This is a genomic window from Streptomyces sp. JK94 (assembly GCF_053613315.1).
In genome coordinates this window covers 179,700-198,173 of sequence record NZ_JBSICH010000012.1, presented here as the reverse complement: position 1 = coordinate 198,173, position 18,474 = coordinate 179,700, and the positions used below count along the sequence as shown (strand labels likewise).

General features: G+C 72.4%; 14 protein-coding genes. 4 read left to right on the top strand and 10 right to left on the bottom strand.

Going from position 1 to position 18,474, the window contains the following annotated elements:
• The first annotated feature begins 161 nt into the window (after positions 1-161).
• On the top strand, positions 162-539 hold the full coding sequence (locus ACVV2G_RS12875; protein WP_453842807.1) for a hypothetical protein: 378 nt from the start codon (positions 162-164) through the stop codon (positions 537-539).
• 67 nt (positions 540-606) lie between these two features.
• Here ACVV2G_RS12875 and ACVV2G_RS12870 read toward each other — a convergent pair whose 3' ends face one another.
• The 5 genes from ACVV2G_RS12870 to ACVV2G_RS12850 all read right to left on the bottom strand — a co-directional run bounded on the left by ACVV2G_RS12870 (position 607) and on the right by ACVV2G_RS12850 (position 7,548).
• Positions 607-2,316, bottom strand: coding sequence for a subtype B tannase (locus ACVV2G_RS12870; protein WP_453842806.1), 1,710 nt, complete (start codon positions 2,314-2,316; stop codon positions 607-609).
• Positions 2,317-2,555: 239 nt separating this feature from the next.
• Positions 2,556-3,587 (bottom strand): carboxylesterase family protein, encoded by a 1,032-nt coding sequence (locus ACVV2G_RS12865; protein WP_453842805.1) that lies wholly within the window; start codon positions 3,585-3,587, stop codon positions 2,556-2,558.
• A gap of 187 nt (positions 3,588-3,774) precedes the next feature.
• The gene (locus ACVV2G_RS12860) at positions 3,775-4,512 is read right to left on the bottom strand and encodes a cation efflux transmembrane domain-containing protein (protein ID WP_453842804.1); all 738 of its coding nucleotides are present in this window, start codon (positions 4,510-4,512) and stop codon (positions 3,775-3,777) included.
• Positions 4,509-4,850 (bottom strand): ArsR/SmtB family transcription factor, encoded by a 342-nt coding sequence (locus ACVV2G_RS12855; RefSeq protein WP_453842803.1) that lies wholly within the window; start codon positions 4,848-4,850, stop codon positions 4,509-4,511. Before ACVV2G_RS12855 ends, ACVV2G_RS12860 begins: the two co-directional genes overlap by 4 nt.
• Positions 4,851-4,938: 88 nt before the next feature.
• The gene (locus tag ACVV2G_RS12850) at positions 4,939-7,548 is read right to left on the bottom strand and encodes a glycoside hydrolase family 3 protein (RefSeq protein ID WP_453842802.1); all 2,610 of its coding nucleotides are present in this window, start codon (positions 7,546-7,548) and stop codon (positions 4,939-4,941) included.
• 403 nt (positions 7,549-7,951) lie between these two features.
• Between ACVV2G_RS12850 and ACVV2G_RS12845 the strand changes: the two genes are divergently transcribed.
• A complete protein-coding gene (locus ACVV2G_RS12845; RefSeq protein WP_453842801.1) occupies positions 7,952-9,526 on the top strand; it encodes a carboxylesterase/lipase family protein in 1,575 nt (524 codons plus the stop codon).
• A gap of 55 nt (positions 9,527-9,581) precedes the next feature.
• Positions 9,582-11,231: a carboxylesterase/lipase family protein gene (locus ACVV2G_RS12840; RefSeq protein WP_453842800.1), complete on the top strand. Its 1,650-nt coding sequence runs from the start codon at positions 9,582-9,584 to the stop codon at positions 11,229-11,231.
• A 63-nt stretch (positions 11,232-11,294) separates the two neighbouring features.
• Here ACVV2G_RS12840 and ACVV2G_RS12835 read toward each other — a convergent pair whose 3' ends face one another.
• The 5 genes from ACVV2G_RS12835 to ACVV2G_RS12815 form a co-directional block, all read right to left on the bottom strand.
• The gene (locus tag ACVV2G_RS12835) at positions 11,295-12,335 is read right to left on the bottom strand and encodes an LLM class flavin-dependent oxidoreductase (RefSeq protein WP_453842799.1); all 1,041 of its coding nucleotides are present in this window, start codon (positions 12,333-12,335) and stop codon (positions 11,295-11,297) included.
• A 1-nt stretch (position 12,336) separates the two neighbouring features.
• Positions 12,337-12,819, bottom strand: a complete 483-nt coding sequence (gene rraA / locus ACVV2G_RS12830; RefSeq protein WP_453842798.1) for a ribonuclease E activity regulator RraA — start codon at positions 12,817-12,819, stop codon at positions 12,337-12,339.
• Entirely contained in the window at positions 12,816-14,543 is a 1,728-nt protein-coding gene (locus tag ACVV2G_RS12825; RefSeq protein ID WP_453842797.1) for a thiamine pyrophosphate-binding protein, read from the bottom strand. The genes rraA and ACVV2G_RS12825 overlap by 4 nt, the downstream gene beginning before the upstream one ends.
• Entirely contained in the window at positions 14,540-15,439 is a 900-nt protein-coding gene (locus tag ACVV2G_RS12820) for an alpha/beta hydrolase (RefSeq protein WP_453842796.1), read from the bottom strand. Before ACVV2G_RS12820 ends, ACVV2G_RS12825 begins: the two co-directional genes overlap by 4 nt.
• A 355-nt stretch (positions 15,440-15,794) precedes the next feature.
• On the bottom strand, positions 15,795-17,003 hold the full coding sequence (locus ACVV2G_RS12815; protein ID WP_453842795.1) for an MFS transporter: 1,209 nt from the start codon (positions 17,001-17,003) through the stop codon (positions 15,795-15,797).
• 327 nt (positions 17,004-17,330) lie between these two features.
• On the opposite strand from ACVV2G_RS12815, the gene ACVV2G_RS12810 reads away from it, so the two are divergent.
• Entirely contained in the window at positions 17,331-18,446 is a 1,116-nt protein-coding gene (locus ACVV2G_RS12810) for an ABC transporter substrate-binding protein (RefSeq protein WP_453842794.1), read from the top strand.
• The last annotated feature ends 28 nt before the right edge of the window (positions 18,447-18,474 follow it).

Here is an 18,474-nt window from a genome sequence, read left to right as displayed (position 1 = left end):
GCCCCTGGAGACGGAAAATGCCATCCCGGGCCCCGGCGTGGCGACGGCCGCGTACAGCACGCCGCCTGACGAGCCCGCATCCCGTGGGCCGGCCCGGGTCCCTGGAATGGCGGTGCGCCGGCCCGCGGGGCGGGCGGCGCGACGAAGGCCCCGGGGGGCGAATGTCCAAGTGGCGCGCGGCGACTCCGGTGAACGCCAGCCGGGTCGCGGCGAGCGGGGACCCGGTGTCGGGCAGGGACCCCGTGTCGGGCAGGGCCATGGCGGTGTGGCCGTGCTCCACGAGGTGGGACGTCGCCCTGCGCGTCCTCATGCCCTACGCGACATCGGCCGCCGCATACCGGACGACGCCGGAGCCGTCATCGGCTTCGACGACGACGGCTCCGACGGACATGGGTACGGCCTGCACGACCCCCGGGCCGACCACCGTCCATGTCGGCGCCGAGGCCCACGGCCGGCTCAGCGCCCGCCCGGCCCCGGGCCTCGGCACGGACGGCCTGCGTCCGCCGCCCGCGCCGATCGTCGTCCGCCAGTCGGCCTGACCCGCCCCCTGGTCACCTCTCCGGCGCGGGGCCGCACCGGCTGTCCGCCTCCGGGGGCACGGGCGGTTCAGCCCTTGTGACCGGCGAGCGGGTCACCGGCCTTGCCGACGACCTCGGCGATCCAGGCCATGGCCTCGGGCACGTCGTAGTTGCCGGCATGCGGCTGGTTCCAGGCGAGCTGGTAGTTCAGGTTCTCGACCTGCTTGTCGGCGGCGAGCGCCCGGTCGAGGTTGACGGACACGGTGAACGCGGTGTCCCGGTCGCGGGTGCCGTGCCGGACGTACCAGTTGGGCGCGGTGTCGGCCTTGGTGCCGATGAAGTCCATCGGGTTGATCAGGTGCACCTGGTCGTCGACGGTGGTGCTCTTCTTCGCGGTGTACTGCTTCCAGGTCAGCCCCGTGTCGTCGAGGCCGCTGCCGTCGCCGGCGACGTCGTTGTGGTTCCAGCTGTACTCGGTGTAGTTCAGGTACCTCTGCGTCGGCGGGCCGAACAGGTCGGTCTCGGTGCCGCTGGTGACGTTCCCGTCGACACCCACGCCGTCGAAGGCGGGGGTCGTCTTCAGCGTGGCCTGCGTGGCGACGAACGCGAGGTACTTCGTCATGTCGACGGAGCGCACCTTGCCGGTGGCGGTGTCGACGTCGATCCAGTCGTTGACGTACGACACGGTGGTGCCGCGGGAGGTGATCTCGAAGGTGCCGCCCAGCGGGGGGATCGTGTGGGCCGGGTCCGCTGTCAGATAGGTCTCGGCGGAGCGGACGACTTCCTTCTTGATGGTGTCGAGCATGGTCGCGGCGGTGAGCCTGGAGCCGTCGGGGTTGCGCAGCCCGAGGCTCTTCTCGTACGCCGCGAACCGGGCCGCGATCTCGGCGGCCTCCGACGGCGAGGGGTTGGAGCCGGTGGCGTCGCGGGTGCCGAGGACGTTGTAGAGCCACTCGTAGGCGATGTCGGCGTTGCCGAGGTCGGTGATCGGGCAGTACGCGTTGACGGCGAAGACGTCGTCGCGCAGGGTGCTGCGGCCCTTGGCGTCGATACCGGCGGCGCCGATGGCGGCGAGGTGGGAGTTGTACTCGGCGCTGTTGCCGGAGGCGCCCAGGATCGACACCAGGGCGCCGCCGCCGCTGGTGCCGTTGATGACGATGCGCTCCGCGCTGCCGGGCATCGCGGCGTCGTTGAGACGCAGGTAGCGGACGGCCGCCTTGGCGTCGACCACCGCCGCGGGGGCCTTGCCGGGAGCCGTACCGTCCGCTCCGACCAGGCCGCGGCTGCGGTTGGCGACGTCGACGAAGACGTAGCCGGCCTTCAGCGCGGCGCCGACGGTGCTGGTCGCGCTGTCGTAGGAGGTGCCGGCGGTGACGCTCGCCCGCAGGTAGCTGGCCTTCCAGCCGCTGTTGTTCACGGCGAAGTAGACCGGGGCGCGCTGGTCGCCGAAGGCGCTCTCGGGCACGAACACGTTCATGCTCTGGTAGCCGCAGGCGGTGTCGGTGATCGTCGTCGTGCCGCCGCCGGGGCCACCGGGCTGCTGCGCCGCCGCCGCGACCGGGTTCGCGACATAGCAGATCTGCTTGTACCAGCGCACGTTCGTCGGCCGGCCGTCGACGGTGACGGTGATCGTCGTGTAGGCGGCGGAGTCGAAGTCCAGCGCCGCGTCCTCACGGTCCACCGCGTGGCCGCGGCCGGCGGCGGGAGCCGCCACCGCGGCGGAGACCGGTATCGCGACCGCCGCGAGGACGAGGGAACCCGCGAACGCCGCGCCCTTCAGGAAACGTGTGCGGGTCACGGAGTGTCCTTTACCTGTACCGGTCGGACGGGTGAGTGCGTCGCGTCCGAAGGACGCAGAGAGCCGCTGCACGGGGTCTCCCCTCACTGAGCATCAAGTACATCGCCGATGCCTCGGGGCCGAGGCGCTACGCACGCTACAAGATTGTTAACAATATGCACAGCAATATCGCTGCCATTTTTTACCGGCCCGTACCCGGCCCGCGCGTCGCAGCGGCGCGCGGGCCGGCCGGCCCGGTCTCAGGCCGCCTTCTGCTCGAAGAGCCAGTCGCGCAGGGCGGTGATCCTGTAGGCGGGTTCGAAGGAGGCCATGTGTTCGCTGTTCATGGCCGGTCCGGAAGAGGAGGAGGAGTCGGAGGCCTCCAGGACGGTGCCGGTCTTGAAGGTGGCGAAGTTGATGTCGTCACCCGCGGCGAAGAGCTTCTCGGCGGCGGTGGCGTACTCCTCGGCGGACCAGGTCGCGTCCCAGGTGGCGCTCTGGTACGAGACCCCGGCTTCCTTGAGCATGTCCTTGACGTCGGCCTGGCCGCCGGAGGCGTTCTCGTCGCCGCCGGCGGCGATGTAGAAGAACTTCTGCTCGGCCAGGCCGTCCAGTTCACCGACATCCCACTGGCCGGAGACGAACAGCTCGGCGGCGAACAGGTCGGGGTGCTGGGCGGCCAGGTACATGACCGTCATGCAGCCCATCGACTGGCCGGTGCCGTAGATCCGCTTGTCGTCGATGCTGTACTCGCCGGTGACCGAGCTGAGCAGGCGGGTGGTCATCTCGACGTAGTCCGTGGTGGTGTAGCTGCCGTGGTCGTCGATGATGACGGACGGGAACTCGGGGACGAGGACGAAGCCGGCGTGCTTGGCCTGTTCGTCGGCGCTGGCCCAGATCAGTGCGCCGTACTGCGACAGCGGGGCGGTGACGTCCTGGCCGACCAGGCTGGAGTCGGCGATGTAGAGCACGAGGGGGTAGGACTTGCCGGCGTCGTAGTCCTCGGGGACGTACAGGTTGTAGGGCAGGGACTTCCCCGTCTGGGAGTCCTCGTACGTGAACTGCTGGAACGTGCTCTTCACCTCCGAGGTCAGGCTCTCCAGGCTGGGCGGTTCCTCGGCGGCGCCGGTCGTGGCGGCCTCGGTGGCGGAGGTGCCGCTGGGCGCCGCGGAGGAGCTGGACGCCGAGGCACCGGAGCCGTCGGAGGAGTTGCCGCAGGAAGTGGCGCCGAGGAGGGCCGCGCCGAACGAGGCGGCGAGAAAACCGCGTCGTGACAGGTGAGAGGTGTTCATGCCGAGGATTGTCCGGACGCCGCCTGAGGAAACGGTTAGGCGCGCCTTTGCCTTGGCTGTGAAGGCGGCGCGCGTCCGGAGATGTCGCGCATTCGGAGGCGGCGCGCGTCCGGGAGCGGACCGTCCACGAGCGCGAGTCACCTGTGGGGAGCCGGGCCGCGGCCCGGCTCCCCGGGGGCCGGTGGTCTCAGCGGCCGTCCGCCCGCACACGCGGCCCGGTGACGTCACAGCAGCCGCATCCGGACGGGCGGTCGCCGCACCCCTGTGCCGTCACGCCCGCCGACGGCGCGCAGCACCCCTTGCCCTGCCAGGCGTCGAGGCCCTCCTTCGCGGCGAGGGCGGCGATGACGAGAGCGGCGGCGGGATCGGCCCAGGACCAGCCGAGGGCGGCGTTCAGGACCAGGCCCGCCAGGAGCGCCGCGGAGAGGTAGGTGCACAGCAGCGTCTGCCGGGAGTCGGCGACCGCGCTCGCGGAGTCCAGTTCGCGGCCGGCGCGGCGCTGGGCGGCGGACAGGAAGGGCATGACCGCCAGGGAGAGGGCCGCGATCACGATGCCGGCCACGGACCGTTCGGGCTCTCCGCCGCCGGTCAGCGTGCGGAGGGCGTCGAGGGCGACGTACGCGGCGAGGGCGAAGAAGGAGACGGCGATGATCCGCAGCGTCCGCTGTTCGCGGGCCTGGCGCAGCTCGTGCCCGGAGGCGGAGAACTGCCAGGCGACCGCCGCCGCGGAGGAGACCTCGATGACGGAGTCGAGCCCGAAGCCGATCAGGGCGGTGGAGGAGGCGAGGGTGCCGGCGGTGAGGGCGGCGACCGCTTCGACGACGTTGTAGGCGATCGTGGCCGCGACCAGCAGGCGTATCCGGCGGGCGAGCGCGTCGCGGCGGGCCGGGTGGAGACCGCGGGGCTCCGGTGTCCGGGCGGTCATGGTCGGCAGCAGCCCTTCGCGTCGGCGTCGGCGCAGGTCCGGTCGGTCTCGACGGCCACGACGGCGCTGCGCAGGTCGTCCAGGGCGTGGCCGAGGCGGTCGTCGGCCAGTTCGTAGCGGGTGCGGCGGCCGTCGGGCACGGCGACGACCAGGCCGCAGTCGCGCAGGCACGCCAGGTGGTTGGAGAGCCGGGTGCGGGAGACGTCCAGCGCCTCGGCCAGGTCGGCCGGGTAGCGGGGGGCGTCCCGCAGGGCGAGCAGGACGCGGCAGCGGAGGGGGTCGGCGAGCGCGCGGCCGAACCGGGCCAGCACCTCGATGTCGGGGGCGACAGTCAGCACACCGTGACAGTACACGCTCCCCTGAATTCAGGAAAGCGTGTACTGTCTGGCGGCCGGGCCCCACCCGGCGTGCGCCGGTGGTCTCCGGTTAGCGCGGCGTGCCGGTCCCCGTGAGGCGGATGTCGCGGGAGGAGGAGCCGACCTCGACCCTGCGCCGGCCGGCGGGCAGGACCCAGCGTCCCTTGCCGGTGTCCCAGTAGGACAGGCGGCGCTCGTCGACGCGCAGGGTGAGCCGGCGGGACTGCCCCGGGCGCAGTTCCACCCGTTCGAAGGCGGCCAGGGTCCTGACCGGCATCTCGACGGGTGTGCGGGGGGCCGGGCCGACGTAGACCTGCGGGACCTCGGCGCCGCGCCGGTCGCCGGTGTTGGTGACGGTGAACGACACCTCCAGGCCGCCGCGCACGGCGCTCACCGTCAGCCGCCCGTAACCGAACCGGGTGTAGGACAGTCCGTGGCCGAAGCAGAAGAGCGGGTCGACGTCCGCCCGGTCGAAGTGCCGGTAGCCGGTGAAGACCCCCTCGCTGTAGGTGACCACGCCGTCGACGCCGAAGTAGCGCTCCGGGTGCGCGGGGTCGAGGGTCGGGTGGTCGGCCTCCCGCCGCGGGAAGGTCATGGTGAGCTTGCCGCCCGGGTTGGCGCGGCCGAGCAGCAGGTCCGCGGTGGCCCAGCCGCCCTCCTGACCGGTGTATCCGGCGAGCAGGACGGCGGCGGCCTTCTCGCGCCAGGGCATGGTGACCGGGTCGCCGACGTTGAGGACGACGACCGTACGGGGGTTGGCGGCGGCCACCGCCTCGATCAGTTCGTCCTGGTGGAGGGGGAGCGCGAGGGTGGTGCGGTCGCCGCCCCCGCCGGTGGAGCCGCCCGAGCCGTTGAAGGCGAACACGACCGGTGTGTGCACCTGCCCGGCCAGGCGCGCGGCGGCCCGGATGCCGGCCGCGCGCTGCTCGGGGGTGACCCAGGCCAGGCGCACCTGGACGGGTCCGCGGTCGTGGACGGTGTCCGCCCAGCCGGTGAGGGCGATCCGGATCGGGTACGCCCGGCCGCCGGTCAGCGTGACCGTCGCCAGTTCGTTGTCGAGGCCGTCGGTGGTCGGCACGATGCTGGACCACTTGCGGGCGAAGCCGTCCCGGGGGGAGGCGGCCGAGCCGATCTGGCGGCCGTCGAGGGAGAGCGAGGCCGCCCCTCGCCAGGCCTGGATCATCAGCTGGTACTCGCCGCTCACCGGCGGCGTGAGGGTGCCGGCCCAGACGCAGGAGGAGCCGGTGGGGAGTGCCTGGTCGCCGGTGAAGTCGACGGTGGCGTCGGTGGTCGCGCCACCGCCCGTGGGGGTGGTGCGCGTCAGTCCGCGGCCGGTGCCGTCCGCGGGCGTGAGCACGTCGGCCGGCACGGTGGTGCCGGTGAGGTCCACGCCGACGGCGTGGCGCGGGTCGGCGGCCCCGCCGCGTCGCAGGGCGTCCAGCGGGGAGACCATGCGGTCCTCGAAGCCGTAGGCCCGCTCCCCGGAGACGGACACGGCGACCTGCGCGGCGGTCGGTCCGATCAGGGCCAGTGAGCGCAGCGCGGCCCGGCCGAGCGGCAGCGTGCCGTCGTTGGCGAGCAGGACCGCGCCCTGGGTGGCGACCGCGCGGGCGGTACGGGCGCCGGCCTCGATGTCGATGGACGGGCGGGCGGACTCGCGGCTGCCGTCCAGCAGGCCGAAGCGGTCGTACTGGCCGAGGATGCGGGTGACCGCGGTGTCGACGGCCGACTCGGGGACGGTGCCGTCCTGGACGGCCTGCTTGAGCGGGTCGCCGAAGTAGGAGCCGTCCGGCATCTGCAGGTCGAGGCCGTCCTCGACGCTGACGCCGTGGGTGGCGCCCCAGTCGGAGGCGACGAAGCCCTCGAAGCCGAGTTCGCCGTGGAGGACGCCGGTCAGGGTGGTGCGGTTCTCGGTGTTCCACTCGCCGTTGAGGTGGTTGTAGGCGGCCATCACCGAGGAGACCTTGGCGCGGACCACCGCCTCCCAGGCCGGCAGGTAGATCTCGTGGAGGGTGCGGTCGTCGACGCGGAAGTCGAAGTTGGTCGCCGGGTCGTCGGGGTCGGAGCGGTTCAGTTCGCCGTTGCGCTGGTTGTTGGCGAGGTAGTGCTTGGCCATGGCGAGCATGCCCTGGCCCTGGACACCCTCGACCTGGGCGACGGCGAGCCGCGCGTTGAGGTAGGGGTCCTCGCCGGTCTGGTCCTTGTTGCGGCTGAAGAAGGGGGCACGGGACAGCTCGATCTGCGGGGCCAGCAGGACGTCCATCCGCAGGGCGCGGCCCTCCCGCCCCATCACCTCGCCGTACTCGCGGGCCAGATCGGGGTTGAAGGAGGCGGCCAGCGTGGACACGGGAGGAAGGCCGGTGGCGGAGGCGGCGACGTTGATGCCGGCCGGGCCGTCGCTCATCCTCAGCGGCGGTATGCCGAGCCGGGGCACGCCGGGCAGGTAGCCGGCCTGCCCCAGGCGCTCGGGGTCGGTCGCGCCGTGCACCAGGGAGATCTTCTCGTCCAGGGTCAACCGGGCCAGCAGCCCGCGGACCCTGGAGCCGCGGTCGGCGGGCCCGGCCGCCGCGGACGGTTCCAGCAGTGCGAGGAAGGCGACGGCCGCCGCCGCGGAGCCGAACCCCTTCAGGACGTCCCGGCGGCTGCGAACGGGCGGAATGCGGTCGTCGGAGTGAGGCATGGGGCGTTCCCTTCCCTGGGGCGCACGTCGTCAGGCACGCCGCCCGGCGCTCCCCCGACACGGACCGGGCGGAGGAGGTCGCCCGGTCCCGGGTGCGGTGCCGGGCGGGTGCGGACCGAGTGTCGACGGGGTGGCGTCCGTGGTCAACACTTCAAGTGAGGAGGGCAGTTGACGGCAGTCGCGCGTTCGACTGCCGAAACCGCCGCTCATCCCCAGGTCAGCGAGAAGGTGGCCGCGCACGACGTGCCTTCACCGGCCGAAGAAAATATGTCGCGCATATTGCTGACAATATTGCCGACCGGTTACGTTCGCAGTCGGCCACAGACAACTCACATCCCACAGCTCGCCCCGCCGGTCACGTGACGGCGGCTCCTCACTTGGAGGTTGTGTGTTCCGACGTGCCTTGACGCGCCCCCTGGCCGCGCTCGCGGCGACCGCCCTGCTGCCGGCCCTCGCCCTGGTGGCCTCCGCGTCCACCGCCAGCTCGGCCTCCGGACCGGACGCGAGCCGCGCCGCTCCCGTCGTGCGGACGGACAGCGGCCTGGTCCAAGGGGTCACCGCCGACCGGGCGGACCGGTTCCTGGGACTGCCGTACGCCGCCCCGCCCGTACGGGACCTGCGCTTCGCACCGCCCGCCGCGCCCGCGTCCTGGAAGGGCGTACGCGAGGCGGACCGGCAGTCGCCCGCCTGTCTCCAGTTCCAGCCCTCCGGCGTACGGGAGGAGCAGGCCGTCAGCGAGGACTGCCTCTACCTGGACGTCTACCGCCCGAGCGGCACCAGGCCCGGCGCCCGGCTGCCCGTACTGGTGTGGTTCCACGGCGGCGCCAACACCCAGGGCACCGGCGTCATCTACGGCGGCGGCAGCATGGCCGCCAAGAGCGACGTCATCGTCGTCACCGTCAACTACCGCCTCGGCGCCCTCGGTTTCCTCGCCCACCCGGCGCTGAGCGAACAGACCCCGGGCGGCTCCGGCAACTACGCCCGCATGGACCAGGTGGCGTCCCTCCGGTGGGTCCAGGACAACATCGCCCGCTTCGGCGGCGACACCGGCAACGTCACCATCGCCGGCCAGTCCGCCGGCGGCGGCGCCGTCTGCGACCTGATGGCCATGCCGTCCGCGCGCGGCCTGTTCGACAAGGCCGCGGTGCAGAGCTCCCAGTGCCTCCAGTCGCAGTCGACGCTCGCCGCCGGTGAGCGAAGCGGCGCCTCGTACGCCGAGGCCGTCGGCTGCACCGACGAAGCCACCGTCGTCGCCTGCCTGCGCAAGGCGTGGCCGGGCACCCTCGTCGCCCACCAGGGCGAGTACCTGGGCGGTTCCAAGGTCGGCGGTTCCGTGCTGCCCAAGACGTTCCGGCAGGCGCTGGCCGACGGAACCTGGAACGCGGTGCCGGTAATGACCGGCAACACCCGCTCCGAGAACCGCCTCGCCTCCGAGGCGTTCGCCGGCCTCACACCGGAGGGCTTCGAGGAGCGGGTCCGCGAGGACTACGGCGACCGGGCCGAGCGCGTGCTGGAGCTGTATCCGCTGGCGGACTTCGACAACCCCTGGGACGCCCTCACGCAGATCCGGACCGACGTCCAGCGTGCCTGCACCAACCAGCAGGCCGCGCAGCTGATCTCCGCCGAGGCGCCCGTCTACCGGTACGAGTTCGACGACCCGACCTCGCCGACGCTGTACGGCTTCACCATCCCCGGCAAGGACATGTCGAACGCGCACAGCGCCGAACTCGCCTACCTCTTCGACTTCACCCTCGGCGAGAAGCCCCTCACCGCACGGCAGGAGAAGCTGGCCGACCAGATGATCGCCTACTGGGGCGCCTTCGCCCACAGCGGCGCTCCGAAGGCCAAGGGCGAGCCCGCCTGGCCGCGCTACACCGAGGCGGCGAACTGGCCGGTCATGCAGCTGCGCACGGCCGGGGCCAGCAAGGTGATCAGCGACTACTCGGCCGACCACCGCTGCGACTTCTGGCTCTCCTGACGTCCTCGCTCCGTCGACCGTTTCCGGCACACCCGCACGCAGAAACCAGGGAGCCATGAGACCGTCCCGCACCCGGCGCGGCACCGTCCGCGCCACCCTCACCGCCCTCGGCCTGCTCGCCCTGGGCCTCACCCCGCTCGCCGCGCAGGCCCAGTCGTCCACGTCGGCGGGCAGCCGGCCCGCCTCGGACGTGGTGCAGACCAGCCACGGCAAGGTCCGCGGCACCGACCGCACCGGCTACGACGCCTGGCTCGGCATCCCCTACGCCCGGGCCGACCGCTGGCAGGCACCCCGGTCCGCCGCGAAGTGGTCCGGCGTCCGCGACGCCACCTCCTTCGGCGACCGGTGCGCGCAGAACCCCGGCTGGGACCCCGGCTACGAGAAGACCATCACCACCGAGGACTGCCTCGGCCTCAACGTCTACGTCCCCGACACCGCCCGCGCGAAGACACCCGTCCTGGTCTGGATCCACGGCGGCGGCTTCACCGGCGGCGCCGGCCAGGACACCAACCCGCGCAGGTTCGTCACCCAGACCGGCGCGATCGTCGTCACCATCAACTACCGCCTCGGTGTCCTCGGCACCCTCAACCTCCCCCAGCTGCGGGCGGAGAGCGAGGACGGCCCCGGCAACTACGGCCTCCTCGACCAGCAGGCCGCCCTGCGCTGGGTGCACTCCAACATCTCCCGGTTCGGCGGCGACCCGGACAACGTCACCATCGCCGGCCAGTCCGCCGGCGCCGGCTCGGTCTGCGACCACCTCGCCTCCCCCACCGCCGAGGGCCTCTTCTCCCGCGCCGTCCTCATGAGCGGCGGCTGCAACCTCCAGTCCGCCGCCGCCGGTCAGGCGCAGAGCACCGCCTTCGCCGAGGAGGCCGGCTGCGCCACCGCCGCCGACGTCCTGGCCTGCCTGCGCGCCAAGCCCGCCGCCGACCTGCTCGCCGCGCAGAAGAAGGCCGGCGTCGGCCTCTCCACCGGCGGACGCGCCTTCCCGGTCAACCCGGCGACCGCGGTGCAGACCGGCCGGTTCAACCGGGTCCCGGTCATGCTGGGCCAGACCGACAGCGAACGCGGCCTGTCCACCTTCCAGAACTACGACTACCTCGGTACGCCGATGACGGCCGCCCAGTACGAGGCCGCCGTCCGCTCCGCCTACGGCGAGGACGCCGACGCGGTCCTCGCCGAGTACCCCCTCGGCGACTACCGCACCCCGGGCGAGGCGTGGACCGACGTCCAGAACGGCTCCACCTCCCACACCCGCTGGCAGCTCATCCGCACCCTGTCGAAATGGGTGCCGGCCTACGCCTACGAGTTCGCCGAGAGCGACACGCCGCACTTCGCGTCCATCTTCCGCATCCAGCAGGAGAGCCCGGCGGCCCGTGACTTCCCGTTCGGCGGAGCCATCCACGTCGACGACCTCGGCTACCTCTGGGACTACCTCGGCCAGACCCTCCCCTACGACGACGACCAGCTCGAACTCTCCCGGCAGATGATCGAGTACTGGGACCGGTTCACCGCGTCCGGCGACCCCAACGGCCCGGACACCCCGTCCTGGCCGAGGTTCAGCGACCGGACGGGCGCGCTGATGTCCCTCGCCGCCTGCGACACCTCACCGGCGAGCGGCGACGCCCCGGCCGCCTGCTCCAAGGCGAGCCGCGACTTCCCCAAGGAGCACAACCTCGCCTTCTGGCAGAAGCTGCTGCCCTGACCGGCCCGCACGCGAACGGGGCCCGGCACGCATCCCGCGTGCCGGGCCCCGCCCGTGTGCCGCTCAGCGCACCCGGGGCAGCACCTCCTCCCCGAAGGTCCGCAGCGCGCGCTCCAGTTCGTCGAGGCCGCCACGGTTGGCCAGCCACACGCGGTGCACGCCGCGGGCGGTCAGTTCCTCGATGCGCCGGATCCAGTCGGCCGCGTCGCCCGCCATGCCCCAGCGGTCCATCGCGAAGCCGTCCAGTCCCAGCTCCCCCATCAGCCGCGCGTTGCCGCCACCGGCCCGCTGGTGGTCCGCCAGGGTGTAGCGGTGCACGTACTCCCGCACCGCCGCGTGGTGGCGTCCGGGGACCAGCCGGCCCTCGACTCCGTGCCGCATGCTGTGGTGCAGGATCGAGGCGAGCGAGGGACGCAGCCGGTCCCGTGCGGCCTCCCGGTCGTCGTCCAGGACGCTGCGGACGGTGAACCACGGCTCGGCGGCATCCCGCCGGCCGCGCTCGCGCGCCCCCTCCCGGAGCTGCTCCAGGGACCACGTGACGACCTCGGGGGTGAGGCCGGTGCCGATGGAGGCGGCATCGCCGACGGCCCCGGCGAGCCGCAGCATACGCGGGCCCTCCGCGCCGACCGAGATGCGGACCGGGCCGCGGGGGCCGGCGAAGGTGCGGATGTCGCGCCCGTCGTAGCGTCCGCGGCCGGTGGCCAGGAGGTCGCGGACGCAGGTGACGTACTCCTCCAGGCGGGCCCTGGTCGCCGGGCGGCGGCCGACACTGCGCACGGCGGAGTCGCCCGTGGCGACCTCCATGAAGGCACGACCACCGGTGATGCCGTCGATGGTGGCGAGGAAGGCCGCCGCGATCTGCGGGTCGCGGGTCCAGGGGTTGGTGGGGCGCATCCCGACGTAGGTGTGCGTGGTGCCGAGCGCGAGCAGCGTGACACGGGCCGCCGCCTCGTTGAGGCGGAAGCCCGTGTCACCGACACCGATGGAGTGCAGGCCGTAGTCGTCGGCCATCCTGGCCAGGTCGGTCAGCCGGCGGGCGTGCCCGCGGGTGAGGACCGGTTCGAGCACGGTGAACTGCATGGCGAACCGCGGTGTCCGGGTCATCTCACTCCGTCTCGCGGGGCACCAGGGCGACACCGTCCTCGTCCGCGTGCACGGTGTCGCCCGGTGTGAACACCACACCGCCGAACACCACCGGCTGCCCGGCGGTGCCGGTTCCGGTCTTCCCGCTGCGGCGCGGGTTCGACCCGAGGGCGAGTATCCCCAGGTCGGTCCCGCGCAGCCGGGCCACGTCACGCACCGCTCCGTGCACGATCACCCCCGCCCAGCCGTTCTCCCTCGCCAGGTCGGCCATGGCGTCGCCCATCAGCGCCGTGCGCAGCGATCCGGCCCCGTCGACCACGAGGACGCGGCCCTGTCCCGGCCGGGACAGGGCCTCGCGCACGAGCACGTTGTCCTCCAGGCACGAGACGGTGTCGACGACCCCGGAGAACCCGGCCCGGCCGCCGTACGACCGCAGGGGGACGGTGCAGGTCCGGACCGTGCCCTCCCACCGGTCGCAGACGTCCGCCGTCGGCTCCTCGCTCACCGTTCCGTCCCTCCGTTCCGGCCGTTCGGCGTGTGCGGGAGCCGCATGTGGCGGCTGAGCACCGACCGGGCGGTGCGTACGTCGACGACCGCCAGTCCGGGGCGCAGGGCCTCCTCGACGGCTCCCCCGGCCCCGGCCGCGTCCACGGTCGCCGAGCGGGCGCCGAAGGCGGTGGCGAGCGGGGCGAGGCCGGGGGACGGGACGACCGCGGCCCCGGCGTTGTCGCCGTCGCGGTGCAGGCGCTGGTACTCGGTGCCCAGCGCCTGGTCGTTGAGGACGAACACCGTCAGGTCGGCCCCGGCGCGGGCCGCGGTGTCCAGTTCCTGTACGTGCATCATGAACGCGGCGTCCCCCTCGAAGACCACGGTCTTGCGGTCCGGAGCGCCCAGGGCGACGCCGATGGCCGTGGTGAGCGCCTGGCCGATGGAGCCGAAGCCCTGGGCGGCGAAGAAGCGGCCCCGGGCGGGCACGGTGACGAACGCGGCGGCGAAGCCCGAACAGTGGCCGTTGCTGATGACGACGACGGCGTCCTCGGGAAGGCGCTCGCTGATCTCGGCGACCGCGCGCCGGGGGTCGACGGTGCCGTCGGGGAGGGGTGGGGCGAAGTCCCGCAGGTCCTCCTGCCAGCAGTCGGCGGACGGGCCGAGCGGGCTGAACCACGGCCGGCGCGAACCGGTCAGGGCCCGGGTCAGGGAGACGGTGCGGCGCAGGGTGCCCGTCGCGTCGCCGCGCAGTGTCTCCGTCCGTCCGCCGTCCCCCGGCGGCCGCGTCGGCTGCGCGCCGGGTGCCTCATCGACGACCTTGACGACGTGCGCCCCCGCGAACAGGTGCCGGGACTGCGTGGTGCTGCGGCCCATGGCGGCGCCGAACGCCACGACCAGGTCGGCGGAGCCGAGCAGGCGTTCGGCCGCGGGATGCGCCAGACCGCCGGCGATGCCCAGGTCGAGGGGGTGGCCGTCGAACATGCCCTTGGCGGGCAGCGTCGTGGCCAGGCCGGCGCCCAGGTGGTCCGCGAGCGTGCGCAGGAGGTCGGGAGCGTGGCTGCCCGCCGCGCCGCGGCCCGCGATCAGCACCGGCCGTTGCGCGTCGGTGAGCAGCCGGGCCAGCCGGTCGGCAGCGACCGCGTCGTCCTCGGCGGAGGGTGACCCGGCGCGGTGCGGCGGCGCCGCCGGTCCTCGTCCGGTACGAGGACCGGCCGCCGGCGAGGTGAGCAGGTCGGCGGCGACTCCCAGAACGACCGGTCGCGACACGTCACGCGCCACGGCGAGCGCCTCGGCGAGGGCGTCCTCCGGGGCCTCGCCCGGGCCCATGGGGCGGTAGACCGCTTCGCACGAGGCGGCGAAGGACGCCTGGTCGAAGGCCTGGGCGCCCTGGTAGCCGGTGGGTGTCTCGGCGGCGATCACGACGAGCGCCGTCCGATTGCGTGCCGCGACCACCAGCGATGTCGCCACATGGGTGAGTCCGGGGCCGTGGGTGACCGAGCAGATGCCGGTCCGGCCCGCGGACCAGGTGTATCCCTCGGCCATCGCCACGGCGGCGCTCTCGTGCCGGACCTCCACCACGCCGACGCCGTGTTCCTCCAGCGCCAGCAGCAGGTGCATGTTGCCGTCCCCCATGAGGGCGAAGACGTGGGTGCAGCCGGTGCGCGCCACGGCGTCGGCCAACGCCGTGGCACCCGTACGGGCCCGGGTACCGGTTGCGGTGGCCAGGTCGGTGTTGCTCAAGGGGACTCCTTCGCCGGCTTTCGCGCGAGGTGCTTCGAGAAGAAGGGCAGCACCTCGTGCTCGAAGCGCTCGGGGACGCGGTTGCCGTGGTTGCCGTGGTAGACCTCGAAGGTGTGCGGCACACCGTAGGACGTCAGGATCCGGTCGAACTCGGTGAGGTTCGCCGCGATGTTGGTGTCCTCGTCGCCGACGTCGAAGGCGATGTGGTGCTTCCTGAGGTTGTTGATGTACTGGTCGACCATGGCCAGCGGCCGGTTGGCGGTCATCCGGGCGATCACCGAGGGCCGCAGTTCACCGTTCTCGACCGGGGAGTCGTAGTAGAGGGGCGGGTTGGCGGGGTTGGGTGCCCACGCCGCCGCGGCGGCGACCGCCGTCCTGATGCTCGCGGGGACCTGGGTGTAGTCGTCGGGACGCTCGGTGAACGCCTCGAACGCCGCCATCTCCTCCGGTGTGTCCGGGATGTTGCTGGTCGGGGAGATGCAGCAGGAGCTGAGGACGTAGAGGGAGGAGAAGACCTCGGGATGCCTCATCCCGATCCGCATCGCGCCGTAGCCGCCCATGGAGTGACCCGCCAGCCCGCGGGCCTCGGTCCGTGCGACGGTACGGAAGTGCTTGTCCACGTACGACACCAGGTCGCGGGAGACGAAGGACTCCCAGTCCCCCGTGGTCGCGCCGCTGGAGTAGTTGCTGCCGCCGTAGACGGTCATCGCGTTGGGCGTGACGATGATCATGTCGCGTACGGTGCCGTTCCGGGCCGCCCGGTCGGCGATGGTGGGGATGTGCGTCCCGGCGCCCTCGCCGAAGTAGCTCAGGTCCGTGTTGGTGAATCCGTGCAGCATGTAGAGAACGGGGTAGCGCCGGTGGGGGTCGGACTTGTATCCGGGGGGCAGGTACACTGAGACGTCGCGGACCGGTGAATCACCCTCCAGATTTCCTTCGAGGGATTTCCCGTGCACCTTCACACGCAGTACGGTTCCCGTGGAATCCCGGTCCGCTCGATTCGCGGCGGAATTCGTGGTGCCGACGCCTCCGGTGGCCGACGGGGCAGCCGCCGCCAGGCACATCGCGACGAGAATTCCGGACGTCATGATGCTTGCCGTGCGGCGCCCGGACCCGTGTCTCTTCCCTGGGGATGTCATGTGACTTCTCCTCTCCGGTTCCCGCCATGGTCGGAAGCCGACGCCGGGAAGCGCAATGCCCGGTGCGAAAGCGTTCGTGATGAGCCGATAAGCACCCGCGGTGTTCCGCGTCTCAGGTGCTCCGCCGGGGGAGGTACCGGCGCGCGTGGGCCGGGAGGAGCAGCGCGGCCAGCGCCGCCAGTGCCGCGACCGCGGCGCACGCGGCGGACAGGGACAGCGCGCCGGCCAGCCCGGCGACGGCGAACGGGGCGGCGGACGGTCCCAGTTCGGTGGCCAGGCGCCATGATCCGAGGAAGGGGGCGGGTGAGCGCGGGTCCGCGAGGTCCGATCCCACGGTGGGCACGACCCCGCCGCTCCACCCGTTGGCGACGGCCATGAGCGCGGTGCTGCCGAGGAACCAGTACACCGCGAACGGCAGGTGCGGCGCGAGCGCGAGCCCGAGGTGGCAGACGCCGAAGACCACGAGGGCGGGGAGGGCCACCGCGACTCTTCCCCAGCGGTCGGTCACGACTCCGCCCGCGTGGAACAGGGAGAAGTCGAGCCCGGCGGCGAGGCCGACCACGATCGTGACGGTGACCTCGTCCAGACCTACGGCGGTCCCGACGAGCGGGACGAGGATGCGTCGGGTGGTCCGCATGGTGCTGACGACGGACAGTGTCAGGCCGAGTGTGAGCAGCACCCGGCGGCGTTCCCAGACGGTGCGGAGCACGCGCGGAGCCGCCTCGGCACCCGCGCCGTCGGCTCCCGGCCCCTCGAAGGGCGCCGACACGACCAGGACCGCCAGCGGGACGCACGCGACGACGACGACCAGGAAGCCGCCCCGGACATCGCCGGTGAGCCGCATGGCGGCGGCGGCCAGCAGGGGGCCGGCGAACAGGCCAAGCCGCGTGGCTCCGGCGAGGGCGGACAGCGAGCGTCCGCGGACCCGGGCCGGCACGGCCACGGTGACCCAGGTGTGGCGGGCCATGGTGAAGACGGCCGCGCCACTGCCGATCACCAGCGCGCCCGCCGCGAGCAGCCACAGGGAGCGTGCGAGGTACGCCGCCGCTCCCCCCAGCGCCGTGACGGCTGTCGCCAGGAGCATGACGCGCCGCTCACCGTACCGGCCGACGAGCCATCCGGCCGGCAGGGCCAGCAGCAACTGTCCCACGGTCAGCAGGGCCGCGACCGTCGCGGCGGTGGCCGAGGAACCGGTCAGCGCCCTCGCCGCCAGGAGTGTCACGGGCATCGCGGCGCCCTGGCCGCAGCCGTGCAGCACGTTCGGGACGAGGGCGGTCGGCAGCAACCGCCGCCAGGGAACGGCCGGTTCTGACGCGCGCATCGGTCTCCTCAGCTGATCCGGGTGGGCGTACGGGCCGGTCCGGCGTACGCGGCCGGCCACGTCCGCACCGTTCCGCACGCGCTGGGTGAGCGTGTACTGTCCCTGACGTCGTCATCGATGCCGACGATATTGTCGACGATTAACCGTCACCGACCGATGCACAAGAGGGCCGCCCGTGATGTTCTCCGTCCCGGCGATAAGTCTGGGCTTATCGCCGGAGTAGAAACCCGACGCTTACCGGCCCCTGCGCCCGGCCCTACTGTTTCCGAGAAGTTACGGACTTTTGCGTCTCCCCCCGAGAACAAGGAAGTTGGAGGCTGGGGCAGCATGAGAATCCGAAAGGTACTCGTCGGCATGGCAGCCGTGAGTTCGCTGTTGCTGGCGGGGTGCGGCGGCTCCGGGAGCGGCACTTCCGAGAATCTGCCGAAGAACGCGGCCGACGCGGGGGGCATGGACTCGCTGATCAAGAAGGCCAAGGAAGAGGGCGAGATCAGCCTGTACGCCGCCACCACGGAGAAGTCGACCACTGCCTGGGTGCAGCATTTCGAGGAGAAGTACGGCATCCAGGTCAAGCTCTACCGCGACGGCAGCACCACGCTCTTCCAGAAGTGGGCCCAGGAGGTCGGCGGCGGTGTCGACAACGCGGACATCGTCGTCCAGAACGTCTACCAGCTCTGGCAGGACGCCAAGGACGAGGGCTGGATCACCGACTACCGCACCGAGAACTACGCCGCCTACGACTACGACAAGGTCCTGCCCGGCACCGGACTCGCCGGAAAGATCTACCCCCTGCACCAGAGCATCGGTGCCGTCGCCTGGAACACCGAGGTCACCACGCCGGAGCAGCAGGAACTGCTGCGCGAGGACCCGGTGGCCGCCCTGGCCGATCCCGCGTTCAAGGGCAGGATCGCCCTGGGCGACACCGGTGGCGCGACCACGGCGGGCAACTACGCCAACGTGATCCTGCACCAGGCCGACAGGTACGGCTGGGACTGGCTGGAGGGGGTGGCCGACAACGAACCCGCCCTCTTCGAGAGCCAGATACCCATCGCCGAGCAGCTGGTGAAGGGCGAGTACGCGGTCACGTTCGGCACCGACACCCTCTACAACGACTACATCGACGACGGCGCTCCCATCGAGTACGCCTACCCGGCGCCCACCAACGCCGCCCTGTGGATGGTCGGACTGCCGACGGCGACCCCCCATCCGTACGCGGCCCGCCTCTTCCTGGAGTGGGCCAGCTCCGACGAGGGCCACGACCTCATGGCCACCTACGGCACCGGGACCGGCAGCCGCACGGGGTGGGTGGACGAGCGGGCCATCGCCAAGGAGCCGTGGTACTCCGCGCCGGAGGTCTGGTACGGCATGGCCACCCAGCCCGAGTTGCAGGGCGAGGGCTTCGCCGACTTCGTCAGCAAGGTCAACGCCACGCTGAAGAAGTGACCGATCGCCGCTGACGCCTCCCACACGT

What these genes read in the sequence shown, in the direction of transcription:
- ACVV2G_RS12875 (WP_453842807.1), top strand. Translation starts at nt 162, where the DNA reads ATGTCCAAGTGGCGCGCGGCGACTCCGGTGAACGCCAGCCGGGTCGCG.
- ACVV2G_RS12865 (WP_453842805.1), bottom strand. Translation starts at nt 3,587, where the DNA reads ATGAACACCTCTCACCTGTCACGACGCGGTTTTCTCGCCGCCTCGTTC.
- ACVV2G_RS12860 (WP_453842804.1), bottom strand. Translation starts at nt 4,512, where the DNA reads ATGACCGCCCGGACACCGGAGCCCCGCGGTCTCCACCCGGCCCGCCGC.
- ACVV2G_RS12850 (WP_453842802.1), bottom strand. Translation starts at nt 7,548, where the DNA reads ATGCCTCACTCCGACGACCGCATTCCGCCCGTTCGCAGCCGCCGGGAC.
- ACVV2G_RS12840 (WP_453842800.1), top strand. Translation starts at nt 9,582, where the DNA reads ATGAGACCGTCCCGCACCCGGCGCGGCACCGTCCGCGCCACCCTCACC.
- ACVV2G_RS12835 (WP_453842799.1), bottom strand. Translation starts at nt 12,335, where the DNA reads ATGACCCGGACACCGCGGTTCGCCATGCAGTTCACCGTGCTCGAACCG.
- ACVV2G_RS12815 (WP_453842795.1), bottom strand. Translation starts at nt 17,003, where the DNA reads ATGCGCGCGTCAGAACCGGCCGTTCCCTGGCGGCGGTTGCTGCCGACC.
- ACVV2G_RS12810 (WP_453842794.1), top strand. Translation starts at nt 17,331, where the DNA reads ATGAGAATCCGAAAGGTACTCGTCGGCATGGCAGCCGTGAGTTCGCTG.